20 protein-coding genes are annotated in these 18,365 nt (G+C 25.2%); all 20 read right to left on the bottom strand.

The window, feature by feature from the left end:
• Positions 1 to 2 precede the first annotated feature (2 nt).
• Positions 3 to 1,232 (bottom strand): HD-GYP domain-containing protein, encoded by a 1,230-nt coding sequence (locus ACZ5EC_RS01670; protein WP_464303230.1) that lies wholly within the window; start codon positions 1,230 to 1,232, stop codon positions 3 to 5.
• 31 nt (positions 1,233 to 1,263) lie between these two features.
• Positions 1,264 to 1,521 (bottom strand): EscU/YscU/HrcU family type III secretion system export apparatus switch protein, encoded by a 258-nt coding sequence (locus tag ACZ5EC_RS01665; protein ID WP_464303229.1) that lies wholly within the window; start codon positions 1,519 to 1,521, stop codon positions 1,264 to 1,266.
• Positions 1,511 to 2,272, bottom strand: coding sequence for a hypothetical protein (locus tag ACZ5EC_RS01660; RefSeq protein WP_464303228.1), 762 nt, complete (start codon positions 2,270 to 2,272; stop codon positions 1,511 to 1,513). The genes ACZ5EC_RS01665 and ACZ5EC_RS01660 overlap by 11 nt, the downstream gene beginning before the upstream one ends.
• A gap of 21 nt (positions 2,273 to 2,293) precedes the next feature.
• Positions 2,294 to 2,923, bottom strand: a complete 630-nt coding sequence (locus ACZ5EC_RS01655) for a TetR/AcrR family transcriptional regulator (protein ID WP_464303227.1) — start codon at positions 2,921 to 2,923, stop codon at positions 2,294 to 2,296.
• Positions 2,924 to 3,146: 223 nt separating this feature from the next.
• The gene (rplS, locus tag ACZ5EC_RS01650; protein ID WP_464303226.1) at positions 3,147 to 3,491 is read right to left on the bottom strand and encodes a 50S ribosomal protein L19; all 345 of its coding nucleotides are present in this window, start codon (positions 3,489 to 3,491) and stop codon (positions 3,147 to 3,149) included.
• Complete coding sequence (gene trmD, locus ACZ5EC_RS01645; RefSeq protein ID WP_464303225.1) at positions 3,478 to 4,170, bottom strand: tRNA (guanosine(37)-N1)-methyltransferase TrmD; 693 nt, start codon at positions 4,168 to 4,170, stop codon at positions 3,478 to 3,480. Before trmD ends, rplS begins: the two co-directional genes overlap by 14 nt.
• A 51-nt stretch (positions 4,171 to 4,221) precedes the next feature.
• Positions 4,222 to 4,743: a ribosome maturation factor RimM gene (rimM, locus tag ACZ5EC_RS01640; protein ID WP_464303224.1), complete on the bottom strand. Its 522-nt coding sequence runs from the start codon at positions 4,741 to 4,743 to the stop codon at positions 4,222 to 4,224.
• 41 nt (positions 4,744 to 4,784) lie between these two features.
• Complete coding sequence (locus ACZ5EC_RS01635) at positions 4,785 to 5,021, bottom strand: KH domain-containing protein (protein ID WP_464303223.1); 237 nt, start codon at positions 5,019 to 5,021, stop codon at positions 4,785 to 4,787.
• Positions 5,022 to 5,031: 10 nt separating this feature from the next.
• Positions 5,032 to 5,349, bottom strand: coding sequence for a 30S ribosomal protein S16 (gene rpsP / locus ACZ5EC_RS01630; protein ID WP_464303222.1), 318 nt, complete (start codon positions 5,347 to 5,349; stop codon positions 5,032 to 5,034).
• Positions 5,350 to 5,779: 430 nt separating this feature from the next.
• Positions 5,780 to 6,364 (bottom strand): hypothetical protein, encoded by a 585-nt coding sequence (locus ACZ5EC_RS01625; RefSeq protein WP_464303221.1) that lies wholly within the window; start codon positions 6,362 to 6,364, stop codon positions 5,780 to 5,782.
• Between the two features lie 266 nt (positions 6,365 to 6,630).
• A complete protein-coding gene (locus ACZ5EC_RS01620) occupies positions 6,631 to 7,254 on the bottom strand; it encodes a V-type ATP synthase subunit D (RefSeq protein WP_464303220.1) in 624 nt (207 codons plus the stop codon).
• A 143-nt stretch (positions 7,255 to 7,397) separates the two neighbouring features.
• Positions 7,398 to 8,804, bottom strand: a complete 1,407-nt coding sequence (locus ACZ5EC_RS01615; protein WP_464303219.1) for a V-type ATP synthase subunit B — start codon at positions 8,802 to 8,804, stop codon at positions 7,398 to 7,400.
• A gap of 26 nt (positions 8,805 to 8,830) precedes the next feature.
• On the bottom strand, positions 8,831 to 10,597 hold the full coding sequence (locus tag ACZ5EC_RS01610; protein ID WP_464303218.1) for a V-type ATP synthase subunit A: 1,767 nt from the start codon (positions 10,595 to 10,597) through the stop codon (positions 8,831 to 8,833).
• 24 nt (positions 10,598 to 10,621) lie between these two features.
• Positions 10,622 to 10,951, bottom strand: coding sequence for a V-type ATP synthase subunit F (locus tag ACZ5EC_RS01605; RefSeq protein ID WP_464303217.1), 330 nt, complete (start codon positions 10,949 to 10,951; stop codon positions 10,622 to 10,624).
• Entirely contained in the window at positions 10,944 to 11,969 is a 1,026-nt protein-coding gene (locus ACZ5EC_RS01600) for a V-type ATPase subunit (RefSeq protein ID WP_464303216.1), read from the bottom strand. Before ACZ5EC_RS01600 ends, ACZ5EC_RS01605 begins: the two co-directional genes overlap by 8 nt.
• Positions 11,959 to 12,531 carry a V-type ATP synthase subunit E gene (locus ACZ5EC_RS01595; protein ID WP_464303215.1) on the bottom strand — a complete coding sequence of 191 codons (573 nt, stop codon included), beginning with the start codon at positions 12,529 to 12,531 and terminating at the stop codon, positions 11,959 to 11,961. Before ACZ5EC_RS01595 ends, ACZ5EC_RS01600 begins: the two co-directional genes overlap by 11 nt.
• A 403-nt stretch (positions 12,532 to 12,934) precedes the next feature.
• Positions 12,935 to 13,414 carry a V-type ATP synthase subunit K gene (locus ACZ5EC_RS01590; RefSeq protein ID WP_464303214.1) on the bottom strand — a complete coding sequence of 160 codons (480 nt, stop codon included), beginning with the start codon at positions 13,412 to 13,414 and terminating at the stop codon, positions 12,935 to 12,937.
• 78 nt (positions 13,415 to 13,492) lie between these two features.
• Positions 13,493 to 15,484 carry a V-type ATP synthase subunit I gene (locus tag ACZ5EC_RS01585; RefSeq protein WP_464303213.1) on the bottom strand — a complete coding sequence of 664 codons (1,992 nt, stop codon included), beginning with the start codon at positions 15,482 to 15,484 and terminating at the stop codon, positions 13,493 to 13,495.
• Between the two features lie 28 nt (positions 15,485 to 15,512).
• Positions 15,513 to 15,824, bottom strand: a complete 312-nt coding sequence (locus tag ACZ5EC_RS01580) for a hypothetical protein (RefSeq protein ID WP_464303212.1) — start codon at positions 15,822 to 15,824, stop codon at positions 15,513 to 15,515.
• A 206-nt stretch (positions 15,825 to 16,030) separates the two neighbouring features.
• The gene (locus ACZ5EC_RS01575) at positions 16,031 to 18,286 is read right to left on the bottom strand and encodes a transketolase (protein WP_464303211.1); all 2,256 of its coding nucleotides are present in this window, start codon (positions 18,284 to 18,286) and stop codon (positions 16,031 to 16,033) included.
• Between the last annotated feature and the right edge of the window lie 79 nt (positions 18,287 to 18,365).

Below are 18,365 nucleotides of genomic sequence, written 5' to 3'. Positions count from 1 at the left end.
TTTTACAGAAATTCCTCTAATTGAAAATCTAAATCTTCAGAATTTAAAGTTGAAGTGATAAAAAGATTAGGAGTTTCTTCTAAATCTATCTCTTCTATTTCTAATATTTTATCACCAAATTCATCTAAAAGAATCCTGATCACTGGTCTTAAAGGAAATTTTGGATTAGCACGACTAACAATTCCAATAATTCCATTATTTAACTGTACTATAGAACCAATTGGATATATACTCATAATTGATAAAAACACTTTTAAAATATGTGGATCATACAAATTTTTAGAAGCTGCCATAACATTCTTAATTGCCTCATGAGAAATTGTTTTTACTTTGTAAGTTCTAATTTGGGTCATTGCATCATAAGAATCTGCAATTGCTACAATTCTGGCAAATAAAGGTATATTTTCTCCAGAATTTCCAGAAGGGTACCCGGTACCATTATATCTTTCATGATGCTGCAAAGCAACCTGAGCAACTTCAGAAGGAAATCCTTCTTTTTGATTTAACAATTTATAACCAATCAGTGTATGATTTTTAACTATATCATATTCAGCACTTGTTAATTTCTCTTTTTTATTTATTACTCTTTCATCTATTTTTAACATTCCTACATCATGTAGCATTGCTCCAGTTATTAAATGTTTTATTTTAAAATGATTGAGGTCAAGTCCAAATCCTATACAAGCTGAATAAATTGCTACATTCAAGCTGTGAATTACTAAATAATTTTGTTCTGCACCCTTATACCTTGAAACTACATTTAAAATATCGTATTTTTGATTCAATACAACATCAAATATCTTATCAACAGCTTTGTTAACCAGATTTTTCTGTACTATCTTATCTAACCTTATATCAAAAAGGATCTGTCTAACATCATTTAAAATATCTACATAAATATTATAAACTGTTAAATGCTTGCTACTACCATTTTTATCTTCTTGTTCCAGCTTTTTTTCAACAATTTTGATTTCTGGTGCCAATTTTTTAGACATTTCAGCTAATTTTCTTTTTCTTTCTTCAATTGAGCTTTCTTTTTTTTCAGCATTATTTTTATCTACAACACCTTCATCCATCTCAACTTCCTTTATTTTCCATCTTTTTAATCTTTCTATATCTTCCTGTTTAATGACTGTATGTGCAGGAATTAAAACATTTTTTTCATCAATATAAATTGGTGAATTATAAACTTTTCCCACTTCAAGTTCATTAATACTTATTTTTTTTCTCACAACTTACTCCATAATCATTATAAAACTTACACTAAAATTTTTTATAATTTTCAAAAATAAAAAGATAAATATCAGCCACTATATCCCATAAATCTTCAGGTATATATTGGTTAATTTCAAATTTATAAAGAGTTTCAACAATCCCTTTTTCCTCTAATATCGGAATATTTTCCACTTTCGCAAGTTCTAATATTTTTTGAGCAAATTGATCCTCCCCTTTAGCAACAATAACAGGAGAATAATCACCCTGTTCATATTTTAATGCTACAACTTTATTTTTATTTTTCATAATAAAATTTTACTTCAATCTTATTTTTGTATTCATTATTTATATTATTATTAAATTTATTTAATTCCTTTTGCTTTACTTTAGAGCTATGTTTACTTATTAAAGTTTCTTTTTTCTCCTCTAAATGAGTTAAAAATTTTTTGTTATTTGAAAAAAAATTTATAATCAATTTTCTTTTATCTTTATAAACCAATACATTTATAAAATACTCATTATCCAGAAAAATAGCAATCTTTATTATTGAATAATCTTTTTCTTGTTTAATCTTACAATAAAATTCATTATCATCTACTTTTAAAGGGATAAAAAATCCCTCTTTAGTAAGAAAATACAAAAAATTATTAAATTCAATATTACTTAAAGATTTAGTATTATTTGATTCAATAAAATTTAATAGATTAGCATTTTTATTACCAATAATATCTTTAACAATATTTTTAAAATTATTACTTTTTAATATTTTTTCATCACTAGAATTCTGACTCTTATAAATAACTGCATTATCAATCTTTTGTAAAAATTTAAATTTATACTTTGGATAATCATTTAATAATAAAAGTTTTATTACATCTGATTTTTTAATATAAGATGGTAATTTTACCTTAAAAAAATAAGAATTACCAATTTTTATTATAAAATTATTACTATCTAATTTTTTTAAAACTAGAGCTTTGTATACTTTACCTTTAATTAAGTTACTATCTTTTGCAAAAATTTTTTTTAAAATAGCTTCATTTATGTTTCTGATCATTACAGATTTAATATTTAAATCTTATACATAGGGTCCATTATAATCTTCAGGAATAAAATTCCTGCTAATAATATCCATCATTTTTTCAACATAACTATCAATATCTTTAAGATATTTTTCACCAATGTAAACTTTCATTCTTTCCTGATAATACCCAGGTATATATGAAAATTGAGTAATTAAAAAAAGATTATCAATTGCATAAGCAAGAAAAGCTTCATCAGTATTTTTAGGGATTTCCCCTTTTTCTTTAGATATTTTTATCAATTTTTTGTAAGCATTAATAGATATACTTTCAAGTTTCTTAGATAAATCAGGAGTAAGATTGTTTGATTCTTCTGCTGTTATCTCATGATATAATCTAACTAATTCAGGATATTTTAGAGAGTAATCAATAGCAATTCTTAAAAGTTTCTCAAATTTAACTAAAGTTGGTGCTTCACTACTTATAATCTCATCAAATACTTTTTGCAAATATTGAAATCCGTATTCAACAACGCTTTTAAATAGACTTTCTTTACTTTTATATTCATTTCTAATTTCATCTACTGGGATTTTTGCAATTTTAGCAATACTTTCAATTTTTGCATTTTCAAACCCATGTATTCCAAATTCTACAATAGCAGCTTCAAATAGCTTTTTTTTATCCATAATTAAATCTCCTGATTATTTTTTATAATTAACCTAATTATATCAAAATTTTTTATTATATAAAGTTTTTATAAATTAAGTTTAAAAATATTTTTTTTCTCTTACCCTATTTATAATTCTATATTAAAAATTTTCAACAAAAAAAACTGCCTCCATTATCAGGAGGCAGCTATTTTTAAATTGCATATAGATTTTATAATAAGATTTTTTAAATTTAAATTTATTAAAATCTTTTTTCTTTAATTTTTGCTTTTTTACCTTTAAGTCCTCTAAGGTAGTACAATTTAGCTCTTCTAACTCTACCTCTTCTTTTTATTTCTATTTTATCAATGTTAGGTGAATATAAAGGAAATATTCTTTCTACACCAATACCATAAGATATTTTTCTTACAGTAAATGTTTTTGAAACACCTGCATTATTTTTAGCAATTACAACACCTTCATATGGTTGAATTCTCTGTTTCCCAGCTTCTACAACTTTATAATATACTTTAACAGTATCCCCAATATGAAAATCAGGTATTTCTTTTTGTGTATATTCCTTTGTAATTTCATCAAGAATATTCATTTTTTTCCTCCAGATATTTTTTATATATATCAGGACGTCTTTTCATTGTAATCTCTATACTCTTTTCAAGACGCCAGTTTTTTATATTTTTATGATGCCCTGACAATAATATTTCAGGAACCTTTATCCCCTCAAATACTTCCGGTCTTGTATATTGAGGATATTCTAATAAATTGTTTTCAAAACTCTCTTCTTTTAATGCTTCATCACTTAAAAAATTATCAACCTGTCTTAATACAGCATCAATAAAAACAAGTGATGCTAATTCTGATCCAGATAATACATAATCTCCTATAGAAATTTCCTCATCTACATAAAGGTCAATTATTCGTTGATCAATCCCTTCATATCTACCATTAATAATTGTAATATTATCTATTTTTGCATATTTTTTAATTAATTCTATATTTAACTTCTTTCCTTTTGGTGAAAAATATACAACAGTTCCTTTATTTTCTATTGTTTTTAAGGCATTTGCAATTGGTTCACATCTTAAAATTAAACCTTTTCCTCCTCCATAAGGATAATCATCAACTTTTTTGTGTTTTCCTAATCCAAAATCTCTTAAATTTATTAAACTGTAATTAAATATCTTTTTTTCTATCCCCTTTTTAAAAATAGAAAAATTAAGGTAAACATCATATATTTCTGGTAATAGTGTAATAATATTAAATTTCATAATTTATTTAAATTTATCTTTACTACCTTGTCTTTTTATCCTATAATCATACTATTCTATTTCATTTCCTGCTAATAGATCAAAATGATTAATTTCTAAACATTTTTTTTCTTTATCAATATTATTCACAAAATCTTTATTAAAAGGTACTATATATTCTTTAGAATTATAATGAAAAGTAAAAAAGCAATTTGCTCCATCTTCATATATATCTTTAACAAAACCTAAATTAGTATTATTAAAAATAATTTGATAATCTTTCAAATCAAAATAATAAATTGAATCTTTATCAAGCTTTTTAATATCATCTTTATTAATATATAAATAAAAACCTAAAAACTTTCTTGCATTTTCAATGTTATCAATTTCTTTAAATTTTATAATTACTCCATTTTCCTGTATTTTAACATTAGAAATGGATAAAAAAAGATCTTCTTCCTCATCAATATATACTTTTTTAATATCAAGAAATCTATTTTCAGAATAAGTAAGGGGAAGAACTTTTACTTCCCCATTTAATTTAAATAGTTTATCTATTTTGCCAATTAATATTCTTTTTTTTTCTTTTTGCATTATTTGAGATAAATATTTTTATTAATAAATTTAATTAAAAATTAATCTAATATTTCTAAAACTACTTTTTTCCCGGCCTTTGTAGCAGTAGCATTTAATAATGTTCTAATTGCTTTAGCAATATTTCCATATTTACCAATAACCTTACCAACATCATCTTTGTGAACTCTTAGCTCTAACAAAGTTAATCTTTCACCTTCAATAACATTGATATTTACATCATCTTTGTGATCAACAAGATTTTTTACAATAAATTCCACAAGCTGTTTTTCTTTCATAGATTACCCCTTAGCTATTATTAGATTTTGTTTTTCTGATTTCTGGTTTTAAAACTATCCCTTTTTTAGCTAAAATATGATAAACAGTATTGGTTGGTTGTGCCCCTTTTTTAAACCACCAATATATTTTATCAATAGTTTTTTTTCTAGCTTCATCATCATTTTCATTTTTTAAAACAACTTTTCTTTCCCAATCCTTTTCTCTAGGATTGTAAGAGCCTAATTCTTCAATAACTTTTCCATCTCTAGGACTTCTTGCATCTGCAACAACAATTCTGTAATAAGCTTGATTTTTCCTACCCATCCGTTTCAATCTAATTCTTACCATTTACAGTGGTACCTCCTTTATTCTGGTTTCACAAAAGAAATGTATAAAAATAAATATTTAAGTCAAGTTATTTATTTTTTTAATTACAAACAAATACTTCTTATTAATAACAAAATTGAAATTATTGAGATATTTAAAAAATAAAAGATATTATATCCTAATTAAAATTTCTCTCTTTAGTACAGTTATGTAATCATTAAATTTAATCTTTTATAATATTAAACTAAAATATTTTATTTTTAACTCTTTAGCCTTTGGCAACTGTAATCCAGTCGAGAAATTTTAATTAGGATATATATATATTATTTATATTTAGTAAATAAACAAAATAATTTCAATTTTATTATTATTTGCACCTACCACGAAGTCTTTATATTTGTTTAGCTTTTGGTAACTGACGAAATGTTTTATATTATTTATTAATTATAAATTAAAGAACCCCCCAACAAAGCCTGACACCTAAAACAGGAGTTAAATTCCTAAATTCCTGGAAAGCTACTCCAGGAATTAAGTTACCTATTATTTGATATCCACCATAGACAAATAAACCCATCCAGGGTGATAATTTTATACCTGCTTCTAGTGTTAATTCAGCATAAGCAGCAAAATATGTTTCTTTTATATCAATAAAATTTGAAGTGTTTAAAATACCAATTCCTCCTAAACCAAGCCATAAAAGGAGATTAAGCTGTAAAACAGAATCAATCACTCTCATTCCTGAAATAATTCCACCAAATCCACCTCCAATATCATTGTAACTAATGGATAGAGAATTATTCAATAATGCAAACCCAAAGCCTCCAAAAATATAGTCATTAAAAGAAACATATCCATATCCACCAAAATATAACAAATCATTGGATTCTTCAGGCAAATTGATTTTTGAAATCAAACTGCTTGTAGTCTGAATTCCGTAATATATACCTCCCAATGCACTAAAACCATTAGCAAAAACAGATCCTGAAAAAATTATACAAAAAATTATCAACAAGATAATATTTTTTCTTATTCTCATGAATCCATCCTTTTTTTATACAGATAAAATTAACATATTCATTAATACATTTTTCTATGTTTTCAACAAAATATATTTTCCATTATCAAATAAAAATATTTCTAAATATTTAAAGAAAACTTTAATATAATAATTACATAAATGTTTTAAAGATTATTTCCAAATTAAACAAAGAAGAATCTAAAATTATAATATTATTTTTTATTATTTAATATTGAAAATTTGATTAAAATGGGATAAAAATATTTATTTAAACAATTACTAATCTATTTTGATCTTACTATATCCTTTATCTTCATTAATCTGGATAAATTTGATCTTTCCATTTCATTTATTTTCATAGAAATATATTTTATAGCATTTTCAAGCTCAGGCATTAAAACATATTCCAGTGCATTAACTCTTCTTCTTGTAACTTCAATTTCTTTAGCTATTTCTACAACCTCTTTTTCTGTTTGAGCAAGTTTTACTAAATCCTCAATTAAATCTTCAAATATTTTTGAAGCGATATCAAGTTCAACAGATGTACTAATTGGGGAATATTGTAACCCTTCTTCACCTTCAACTATTGTTTTCAATCTTGGAACTTTAACTGACATAACATTTTTAAATTTAGCTTCAAGTTTTATTGATTTAGAAGGGATTAAAAATGCATTATCAATAATTTTATCATCCATTACAGATCGTGCAATAAGCATTGAGGAGTAAGCCTTCATTAATTTTTCTTCAACTTCTTTTCTTAAGTCTCTATAAGTATAAATAACAGTAAAAAATTCTCTAACCAGTTGATCTTGTTTATCTTTCAACAACTTATGTCCTTTTTTAGCAAGTTTTAATCTCTTTTTTAATTGCATAAGTTGCATTCTGGTTGCAGAAACTTTTATCTTCATAAATTACCCTTTAATTTTATATGTTTATTTAACTTTTAATTACATTTTTTATAGTCTTTTAAAACAATATTGTATAATCATGTATTCTTAATATATATTTGTTATTCGAATAATATTTTAATACAAATTCTATAAATTTAAAACTATTTGCTCTCTTCTTTTGCAAGTATAGGATCAAGATATTTTTCAAGATAAGCATCTCTAATTCTTTTTAATTCTCTTCTAGGTATCATCTTTAATAGATCCCAGGAAAGATCCAATGTTTCAAAAATTGTTCTATTTTCATATTCTCCTTGATTAATATATCTTTTTTCAAATTCCTCAGCAAATTTATAATAAATTTTATCAAGATCAGATAAAGCAGCTTCACCTAAAATTGCTTCAAGTTCTCTTGCTTCAATACCAGATGCATAAGCTGCAAACAACTGATTAAATACATCTGCATGATCCTCTCTTGTTTTACCCTTACCGATACCTTTGTCTTTTAATCTTGATAAAGATTGTAAAACATCAACTGGTGGATAAATAGCTCTTCGGTGCAATTCCCTTGAAAAAACAATTTGTCCTTCTGTAATATAACCAGTTAAATCTGGTATAGGGTGTGTTTTATCATCTTCAGGCATTGTTAATATGGGAATTTGAGTAATTGACCCCTCTTTCCCTTTAATTCTTCCTGCTCTTTCATATATCATTGACAAGTCAGTATATAGATATCCAGGATACCCTCTTCTTCCAGGTACCTCCTGTCTTGCTGCAGAAATTTCTCTTAATGCTTCACAATAATTTGTCATATCAGTTAATATAACTAAAACATGCATTCCTTTATCAAAAGCAAGATATTCAGCTGTTGTTAAAGCTAATCTAGGGGTAGTAATTCTTTCAATTGCAGGGTCATCCGCTAAGTTAATAAATAAAACTGATCTTTCAATGGCACCAGTTTTTTGAAAATCTTCAATAAAAAATTGTGCTTCTTCAAAAGTAATACCCATTGCAGCAAATACTACAGCAAATCTTGATTGAGATTCACCCTCTTTTTCTAAAACTTTAGCTTGCCTTGCAATTTGTGCAGCAAGTTTATTATGAGGTAAACCACTACCAGAAAAAATAGGTAATTTTTGACCTCTAACAAGGGTATTCAATCCATCAATAGTAGAAATACCTGTTTGAATAAATTCATTTGGATAATCCCTTGCATAAGGGTTAATAGGCGAACCATTTATATCTCTTTTAATTTCAGCTAAAATTTTTTCTTTTCCATCTATAGGTCTTCCCTGTCCATCAAATACTCTACCAAGCATATCTTCAGAAAGACCAATTTCTACACCTTTTCCTAAAAATCTAACTTTAGATTTTTTTATATTGATCCCTCTTGCTCCTTCAAAAAGCTGAATAAGAGCCATATCCTGATTTACTTCTAGAACTTTACCATTTCTGACCTCACCATTCTGTAATTCTATCTCAACTAATTCTTCATATTTAACATCTTTTACATTTTTAACTAACATCAAAGGACCAACAACTTCAGCTATTGTTCTATATTCTTTGATCATAATAAGTACTCCTTTCGACAATCTATCTATTCAACATATTTACTTGCAAGTTCTTTTAATTGCTTATCAATTTCTTTTTTAATATCTAATATTTTATCTACATCTTTTTCTTCTATATATTTCATTCTAGCAATTTTTTCTTTAACATCTAGAGCAATTATTTCTTTAACTGGTATATTTTGTTTTAGATATTTTATAGCTTCATCATGGAAATATAATATAATTTCTATCATATATTTAGATTTTTTTGATGATGTATATGTATCAATTTCATGAAAAGCATTTTGGTGTAAATAGTCTTCTCTGATAGATTTTGCAGTATCCATTAAAAGTCTATTTTCAGGAGATAAAGCATCAAGACCAACAAGTCTTACAATTTCTTCTAATTCTGCTTCTCTTTGTAATACTGCCATAGCTCTATTTTTATATTCAATCCATTCTTCACTAATATTGTTAATAAAAAAGTCTTTTAAACTATCAGAATATAAAGAATAAGAAGTTAACCAATCAATAGCTGGAAAATGTCTTCTATAAGCTAAGTTAGCTGATAATGACCAGAATACTTTAACAACTCTTAATGTTGCCTGTACAACTGGATCAGATAAATCACCTCCAGGAGGTGATACAGCTCCAATAACTGTTAATGCACCTTCTCTATTGTCTTTTCCAAGACAAACTGTTTTACCAGCTCTTTCATAAAATTCAGCAATTCTTGTACCTAAATATGCAGGATATCCTTCTTCACCAGGCATCTCTTCAAGTCTTCCTGACATTTCTCTCATAGCTTCTGCCCATCTTGAAGTAGAATCAGCCATTAATGCAACAGAATATCCCATATCCCTAAAATATTCACCAATGGTAATACCTGTATATACTGAGGCCTCCCTTGCTGCAACAGGCATATTTGATGTATTTGCAATCAAAATTGTTCTTTTCATTAATGGATGACCTGATTTAGGATCTTTTAATTCAGGAAATTCTAATAATACATCGGTCATTTCATTTCCACGTTCACCACAACCAACATAAATAATTATTTCAGCATCAGCCCATTTTGCTAATTGATGCTGTACAACAGTTTTCCCTGAACCAAATGGACCAGGAACACATGCTGTACCACCTTTTGCTACTGGAAAAAAAGTATCAATAACTCTCTGACCTGTAAGCATAGGTTCATAAGGATTTAATTTTTTAACATAAGGTCTAGATTTTCTAACGGGCCATTTTTGTATCATCGTAAATTCTTTGATATTTCCATCTTTATCTTTTAATTTATATACTACATCTTCAACTGTAAATTCACCTTCTTTGATTTCTACTATTTCACCTTCAATAGCTGGAGGGACCATAATATAATGTTTAATTAATATTGTTTCATCAACATACCCAACTTTTTCACCACTAACTACATATTCACCTTTCTTTTTTAAAGGTATAAATTTCCATTTTCTATCTCTATCTAATGCAGGAACAGAAACACCTCTTGTTAATAAATCACCAGCTTTTTCTCTAATAACTTCAAGAGGTCTTTGTATTCCATCATAAATATTTTCAATTATCCCGGGCCCCAATTCTACAGAAAGTGGTTCTCCAGTAGAATATACAGGATCTCCAACCCCAATACCATTTGTTTCTTCATAAACCTGAATTGAAGCTTTGTCACCTCTCATTTCAATGATTTCACCAATAAGGTGAAGATCTGAAACCTTTACAACATCAAACATATTAGCTTCACTCATTCCTTCAGCTACAATTAAAGGTCCTGCAACTTTTATAACTCGTCCAACATTCATATATTTTCCTCCACTTTACTTAAACTATGAATCCAAAAAACTACCACCTAAAGCTTTTTCAACTAAGTTTTTAACAATTTTCTGGCTTAAATTTTCCTGTCCTTTAACAGATGGTATAGCAACTATAATAGGAAATAATTTATCTCTTGTAAACTCTTCAATTTCTTCAATAAAAGCTTTATAAAAAAATTCTGTTAAAAATATTATTTTATATTCCTTTTTAAAAACAGAAAATAATTTTGGTAAATATTGTTCTTTAATAAAATTATTTTCATTAAAAAAATAAGTATCAAATCCAATGGACTTAAAACCTATTCCTGAATCTTTGTCTGCAATTACTGCTATATCAGACATATGGTTTCCTTAAAAGTTTAGTTATTTGTTCTCTTTTAAGATTATTTAATTTTCCAACATAAATAATTTTTAAATTTAACAATTCTATTTTTTTTGCATAGCAATATGCAAAAATTATTTCAAGATTAGCAATTTTATCCTGCAAATTTTCTTTTAGATATAAAGTTAAAAAATCATCTATATTCTTCTCTAAAATCGATAAATCTTTATTTTTAACATATTCCAGAATCATATCATTTAAAGAAAAATAAAAATCTTCTTTTATAAATTTTAAAGATAATGCATTTAAATCCTGATCCCATATCTCAATAAAATCTGAAAGCGAACTAATATTTTGTGGGATAAAACAATATTTGAAATCATCAATATTATTATTTGAAAGTTTAATTCTTAAAAAGTTTTTTATATTAATAAAAAATGCAGCTAAGTTAAAATAATTGAATAAAAAATCAGAATTAATTTTCTTTGAAAGAAAAATCATAAATTTATAATAAAACAAATCAGTGAGAATTTCTATTGTCTTAGAATTTGGTTTGTCCTTGAGATTTAATATTGTTTCAACAAATTCTATAATATTATTATCAATATCTTCTTTTATTCCTTCAAAAACAAGATCATATAATTTTTTGTTATTATAATATGTAAACTCTATTAAAGGTAGTTCATCAAATTCTGGGTTTTCTTCATATATAATTTTATACTTGAGCATTAATTTAAGATTATTAAAGTCATTTTGTAGATAAAATAGTTTTAATTCATCTTCATTCTCTACAAGATTTCTTACAAGTTTATAATAATGCCATCTTTCCCAATTAGCTAGTTTATCAAATGTTATATTTTCTTTTCCATTGTGCAGGCGATATCCTTTTTCAACTAAAATATTGAAAAAATTTGATATATCTAAATCCAGAATTTGCAAATAATCGCCTTCAGTTAAGAGCCGATTTTCTAGAGATCTTATTAAACCATTTGCAAATAAATAATTATCATTATCTTTAAATTTAATATCAGATAACATTTATTATTTTCCCCACTTCCTGTTCTAATTTTTCTCTTTTATCTTTAAATATAAAATCTAAAGATAAATTGGTTTCTATATCTCCATTTTTTAAAATAACACCACCTTTAATATCTCTAGTTTCATCAGATATTTTATATTTTCCCTTTAAGACTTTAAGAATTTTATCACCAAATTTCTTTTTATCTTTTTCATTAAGAATTATTTCTTCATCTTTTGTTTCTGTACCTTTTTTAATAAGGTCAATTAAAATATTGAAATATTTATTTTCATTATAATTTAAAATTTTCTCAAAAACTTCAGAAAAGATATTATTAATAATTTCAATCTTTTTTTTCAGAATAACATTTCTTTGTTCAAGCTTTGCATCAAGAATCCTTTTCCTTTCAGATTGTTCTATCTCTTTTTCTACTTTTTGGATCTCATCTTCATACATTTTTTTGATTTTTTTATCTATAGATTTTTTTTCTTTTTTAATTTTATTATCCCATTCAAGCTTGATATTTTCGATTTCTTGATTGGCTTCTTGTTCAATTTTTTTTAAAATATCTTCTAATGCCATTTTTTACCTCTAATTTTAGATTTTAAATCTAAACTATTTATTTAAATAATTAATTTAAATAGTTTTTTATTACTATTTCTTAGATATAATTTTGTTTATATTCTTTTACCCTATTATTTATAGTCTTTATATCATTTTCTTTTATTATATTATTTTTTTTATCTAAATTTTATTTTTTTATTTAACTGTATAATATTTCAAACTATCTTTATTTTTTCAATTTTTCATTTTTAATATAAGTATATATTTATTAATATTATCTATTTAAAATATCAAAAAACATTTATATTTTTCTATATATCTAAATACACTATATAACAAAAGTTTACTCAATTAAACATTTTAATCTTAATTTGAATCTAAATATATTTAACATAAATACTAATTATATATTTCTAATTCTTTATTTTACATTTAATAAAACAATAAATAATGAAATTAAGAAACCTAAAATAGCATAAAATTCAACTAATACAGCCATTACTAAACTTTTACCTGATTCACCAGGTTGTTTAGAAAGCATAGAAATACCAGCTGCACATACTTTTCCCTGATACATACCTGAAACCAAGCCACCAATTGCTATTGGAAGTCCTGCAAATAAATATAACCAACCTTGAGCTGTAGAAATATTTGTAATATTTGCCAATGTACCTGCACCAATAATATTTAATTTTAAAAGAATAAAAAATCCAATTATAAATCCATAAATACCCTGAGTACCCGGTAAAGCAATTAAAAGTAAAAATTTTCCAAATTTAGATGGATCTTCAGCCATAGCACCTGATGCTGTTCTTGAAGCATATGAAATACCCAATGCTGATCCAACTCCTGCTAGTCCTGTTGCAAGTGCTGCTCCTAATATAGCCAATGCTATTCCCATTTTTTCCTCCTACATAAATTAAATTTTTATTTTCTAATATTTTATTTGTAAAACTTTTTTCTGCTTTCTAATTTTTTTTTAACTTTTTACTATTCTAGTAAACTTATGCACCCTTCTAAATGGTTTAAATGGTTTTCCGCCACCTTCATAAAATTGTTTAAAAAATTCAACATATTGTAATCTTAAAGAATGAACAAAACCACCTAAAGCATTTATAACAAGATTAAAGGTATGACCAAAAATCAACACAATTAATGACAAAATAAATCCAACAACTGAATGTCCATCCCCTCTAACAAGCTGAGCTAAAATATTTACTACAAGAGCAATTACAGATGTTGCTAAACCTAAAGCTAACAACCTTGCATAAGATAACACATCCCCCATAAGTCCAGTGATACCATAAATAGCAAAAAATTTGTTAAGACCAACCTCAACTTTTGTTGGAGCATCATTTCCTGAAAGAATAAGTAAAAGTAAAATCCCTGTTAAAAACCCTCCCCAGGAAATTTTTATAATGACAGGTGATATATTCTGTCCAAAGAATTTCATCAATAAAATTACAATTGATACTAAAATTAGAGCATTAGAAAAGTAATCTCCAAAAGCTTTTCCAGCATATCCGTTTTTCAAATAGATATAAAAAGGAATAAGATAAGAAAACAATATCTGTATAACACCTAAAAACAAAGCTAAAACAAAAAGTTTAATAGATTGGGACATTGGGTCTAAAAGTCTAACACTATAAATTAGTTTTTGTAAAGAAGGGGATAGTAATTCTACTCTTGTCCCAAAATAACTTCCAGTTAAAACACCGGCAATCATAGTAAAAATTCCTGCTTGCATCAAAAGATTAATTAACTTTTTCCCTTCCCCTTTCATATTTCTTCCTAAAATTAATGCTGCAAGGAACAAAACAAGACCATACCCTGCATCAGTTAAACATAAAGCAAAAAAGATTGCAAAAAATGGAGCAAATAAAGGGGTAGGATCAATTTCTCCAGGTTTTGGAAGTGCATATAATTCAGTTAAAAACTCATAAGGTTTAATTATTTTACTATTTGTTAATGCAATTGGAGGTTCATCATCTTTAGATGGTTTAGAAACTTTTATCTCCAGTTGTGGATATTTTTTTCTATAATAATCAAGTCTATTTTTATCTTTATTTAATACCCATCCAGTTACATAAATAGTATAATCAGTAGAAATAAAATTCTTTTCAACTTCCCTCTTTTGATTTAAAGCAAAAATTTGATCATAAAATATTTTTAAAGTACCACTTAAAACTTCATATTTTTCTTTAATAAATTTTTCTTCTTTTTCTCTTTTATCAATTATCTCATTAAGTTTTATAAAATAATTATGTATAATATCTTTAACAAGTCCAGAATTTTCATGTATATTGATCTCTTCACCACCAAATTTTCTAATATTTCCAAAAATTTCTGAATATTTTTCTTTTTCAGTAACCAAAACAAAATAAATATTATTATCATATTCAGAAAATTTATAGTAATCAATATATTCATATTCTTCAAACAGAGCTTCAATAAGTTGCCATTTTACTTTAGAAATAACAATAAATTGAATTCTAAATTTTTCACTATCTTTAAAATATTTAACATCAACAGGTAATTCTTTAAATGGTTGTAAAAAATCTATTTTTTGATTGATTTTTGCTATTTCATCATCATACTTTTTCAAATTATCAATTGATTCAGAAAGCTCAGGAATAATTTTTTCATACCTAAATGATTTTAAAATTGATTCAAATTTTTTCTCAGTATAAACTGGAACTTCATTAGACATTGAGGACAATACACCTTTTGATTTATCCCATTTTTTAGAAAAATTTAATATTTTTTCAGTTTCATATAAAAATTTTTTTATGTCTTCCTGTTCTAAAGATTTTAGAATATCGGATGGTTCAAAATCTAAGTTTTCTTTTATTTTTTTCAAATAATCTATATCAATATGAATAAACCCATCTTTTTGAATTTCATCAATAAAATCATTTAATATTTCTTTATAAAAAATAAATTCTACTTTTGAGACTTTGCTTACAGGCATATTTTCTCCATCACTTTTATTATAATTTTTATTCAAACATATGTTTTTCAATATATTCAACAGCTTCTTTTATCTTTTTCTCTGGAATGTTCGAGAATTTGATAAGCATAGATTCAGTTTCTTGTTTAATCTTACTAATTTCATGATCTACTTCTTTTTTTTTCTTTTCAAGAAGAATTTCACCCTCTTTTTTTATTTTCTTTTTCAATTTTTCTTTTTCAGCTTTAAAATAATCTTCTAAAGCATAAAACTCTTTTTTCTTTTGTTCTTTTGTTTTCTCTATCTTATCTTTTAATTCCTGCTCTTTTTCATGTATTAATTTTATATTTTCAATTCCCATTTATTACTCCTGAAAAATATTTAAAATTATTTATTTCCTATATTACTTTATTAATACCCTTTTAACTTAATGATTCAACCTAATAATTATTCTCTATTAATAAATATAATTTCCAAATAAAAATTTTTCAATAGTTAATCTAAAAAATATTTAAAAAAAAGTATAATTAATATTTGTTAATGCAAAATAAATATAAGTTAATAATTTCATATTTCAATATTTTTTTTAATATTTTTAGTAATACTTTCAACATCTATTTTAAATTTTTTATATACATCAATGTAATTTCCTGATGGAGGATAGTTATTAATACCATAACCTGAAATATTTGCATTAATTTTATTTTTAGCAATAAATGCTAAAATTAATGAATATAATCCCGAATTAATGTTGTGGTCTTCAATAACAAAAAGATTCTTATTATTAAACTCTATAATTAAATCTTTATCTATTTCTAAAGGAGTTGAAATATTAATTAATCCAATATCGATCCCTTCCTTTCTTAAATTTAAAGCAGCTTTATACACTTCTCCAAACACTGGTCCTGCTGATACAAGGTAATTTTTATTACTTTTAATAATGATATCAGCCTTACCATATTCAAATTTATAATCTTTTCCAAAAAAAGGAGTTTTTTCATCTGTTGAAATAATTGGGGTTTTGCTTCTCCCCATTACAACAAAATAATTTCCATAGTTTTTTGCAGCATATTTTACTGCATATAAAGTTTGATTTGGATCTGCAGGTAATATTAACTTAAAATCAAATATTGTATTAGGAATTGCTATATAATTTATTGCTTGATGAGTTTTCCCATCTTCCCCAACATTAGCACCTGCATGAGTTAATACAACTTTTAAATTTGTTTCATTAATTGAATTAAGTCTTTGTTGATTAAAAGTTTCATCCATCCCGAATATAGCAAAATCTGAATAAAAAACTAAAGCTTTTTCTTTTGATAATCTACCCGATGATACAGCTGTATGATGTTCTTGAATACCAGACTGTATAAAATAATCTGAATACAATGATGCAAATTCTTTAGTTTTAACACTTCCTGATAAATCACAATCAAACACAAATGTTTTTAACTTTTTATTTTCATTAGCAATTTCTACAAGTACTTTTCCAAAAGCTGACCTGCAATCTACTTTATCCTCAATAGAATAAAAACTATTTGGTTTTTCATTTATCTCAGCTAATGCTTTTTCAATATCTTCTTTAAAATTTTTTATTTTATAGTCATTAAAATAATCTTTATAAGATAATATTTCAAATTTCATAGTTTTTCTGATTGTAAGAAAAAAGTTTATATCATCAAACCCACCTAATTCCTTTATAGCATCAACATATTTATCTATTTTTAATGTTGAACCATGATATTTTTCTTTATCTTCCATAAAAGATACACCTTTACCCATATGTGTATGAGCCATAATACAATAAACATTTTCTTTATCTTTTTTAACTATATTTAAAATTTCATAAAGATCCTCTGCATTATGCCCATCTATGTGAACCACTTTAAATCCTGCAGCTTCCCATTCTTTGTCAATATTTTGAGGCATAACACTATGAATATTACCTGAAATTTGTAATTCATTATAATCAATAATAACTGTAAGATTAGTTAAGTCAAATTTTTTTATAAATCTTCTTGCTTCACTTATCTGTCCTTTTTGTTGTTCACCATCTCCCATAAAAGTAATTACATGAGAATTGTATCCCGTTTTTTTATTAAAAAGGGCTTTTCCAGTAGCAGCTGATAGTCCCTGCCCTAAATTACCAGTATCCCATTCTATTAAAGGAATCTGATGTTCAACATGCCCGGAAAAAGGTGTATTAATATCTCTAAATCCAGAATTAATAAGCCTTCTATCAGCAATTCCTAAAACACCCAAAGCTGAATACCATCCAGGAGAAGTATGGCCATGAGATATAAAAAAAGTATCTACATCTTCAAAAAAATTATTATAATCAATTTCAAATATTATATTTAGAAGAATAAAATAATTTTTATAATAATTATTTCGTTTAACAAATATCTTGCTCAAATTGTTATCAAACTCATTTGCAAGTATATTTTCAAACATTTTTTCTTTTTCTTTATATTTTGATTCATAATCATAAAAATATTTTTCAGGATGCTTTAATTTTAAATCAATATCTATATCTTGAACTATTTCAGTTAACTCTTTTAAAAATGAAAAAACAATGTTTTTCTCTTCTAAATTTTTTTCTTCTAATAAAAATCTATTCAATTTTTCAAAAATTTTATTTCTCTTATCATCAGGTATATTGTTAATTTTGAAAACATTTGAATCCAAAATTGATGATAGATAAAAATCAATAGAAGACATCGAGCCACCAGGATGACCTGATGAAGAAACAGTTGTCATTTTTATAATATCCTGTCTTGCAATTTTTGCCAATATTCTGGTTAGGTCTGCTAAAATACTCATATTCCCTCCAATTTATATAAATTAATTGTTTAATTTTCTGTAATTTTCATTTATGTAAATTTTACAATAATCATTTAAT

This window comes from Exilispira thermophila (assembly GCF_055389015.1).
This window is presented reverse-complemented; position numbering and strand designations above follow the sequence as displayed.

Bases quoted from the DNA above. Each gene is read 5' to 3' on its own strand.
- ACZ5EC_RS01665 (WP_464303229.1), bottom strand. From the start codon at position 1,521: ATGAAAAATAAAAATAAAGTTGTAGCATTAAAATATGAACAGGGTGAT.
- ACZ5EC_RS01660 (WP_464303228.1), bottom strand. From the start codon at position 2,272: ATGATCAGAAACATAAATGAAGCTATTTTAAAAAAAATTTTTGCAAAA.
- ACZ5EC_RS01655 (WP_464303227.1), bottom strand. From the start codon at position 2,923: ATGGATAAAAAAAAGCTATTTGAAGCTGCTATTGTAGAATTTGGAATA.
- rplS (WP_464303226.1), bottom strand. From the start codon at position 3,491: ATGAATATTCTTGATGAAATTACAAAGGAATATACACAAAAAGAAATA.
- trmD (WP_464303225.1), bottom strand. From the start codon at position 4,170: ATGAAATTTAATATTATTACACTATTACCAGAAATATATGATGTTTAC.
- rimM (WP_464303224.1), bottom strand. From the start codon at position 4,743: ATGCAAAAAGAAAAAAAAAGAATATTAATTGGCAAAATAGATAAACTA.
- ACZ5EC_RS01635 (WP_464303223.1), bottom strand. From the start codon at position 5,021: ATGAAAGAAAAACAGCTTGTGGAATTTATTGTAAAAAATCTTGTTGAT.
- rpsP (WP_464303222.1), bottom strand. From the start codon at position 5,349: ATGGTAAGAATTAGATTGAAACGGATGGGTAGGAAAAATCAAGCTTAT.
- ACZ5EC_RS01625 (WP_464303221.1), bottom strand. From the start codon at position 6,364: ATGAGAATAAGAAAAAATATTATCTTGTTGATAATTTTTTGTATAATT.
- ACZ5EC_RS01620 (WP_464303220.1), bottom strand. From the start codon at position 7,254: ATGAAGATAAAAGTTTCTGCAACCAGAATGCAACTTATGCAATTAAAA.
- ACZ5EC_RS01615 (WP_464303219.1), bottom strand. From the start codon at position 8,804: ATGATCAAAGAATATAGAACAATAGCTGAAGTTGTTGGTCCTTTGATG.
- ACZ5EC_RS01610 (WP_464303218.1), bottom strand. From the start codon at position 10,597: ATGAATGTTGGACGAGTTATAAAAGTTGCAGGACCTTTAATTGTAGCT.
- ACZ5EC_RS01605 (WP_464303217.1), bottom strand. From the start codon at position 10,951: ATGTCTGATATAGCAGTAATTGCAGACAAAGATTCAGGAATAGGTTTT.
- ACZ5EC_RS01600 (WP_464303216.1), bottom strand. From the start codon at position 11,969: ATGTTATCTGATATTAAATTTAAAGATAATGATAATTATTTATTTGCA.
- ACZ5EC_RS01595 (WP_464303215.1), bottom strand. From the start codon at position 12,531: ATGGCATTAGAAGATATTTTAAAAAAAATTGAACAAGAAGCCAATCAA.
- ACZ5EC_RS01590 (WP_464303214.1), bottom strand. From the start codon at position 13,414: ATGGGAATAGCATTGGCTATATTAGGAGCAGCACTTGCAACAGGACTA.
- ACZ5EC_RS01585 (WP_464303213.1), bottom strand. From the start codon at position 15,484: ATGCCTGTAAGCAAAGTCTCAAAAGTAGAATTTATTTTTTATAAAGAA.
- ACZ5EC_RS01580 (WP_464303212.1), bottom strand. From the start codon at position 15,824: ATGGGAATTGAAAATATAAAATTAATACATGAAAAAGAGCAGGAATTA.
- ACZ5EC_RS01575 (WP_464303211.1), bottom strand. From the start codon at position 18,286: ATGAGTATTTTAGCAGACCTAACCAGAATATTGGCAAAAATTGCAAGA.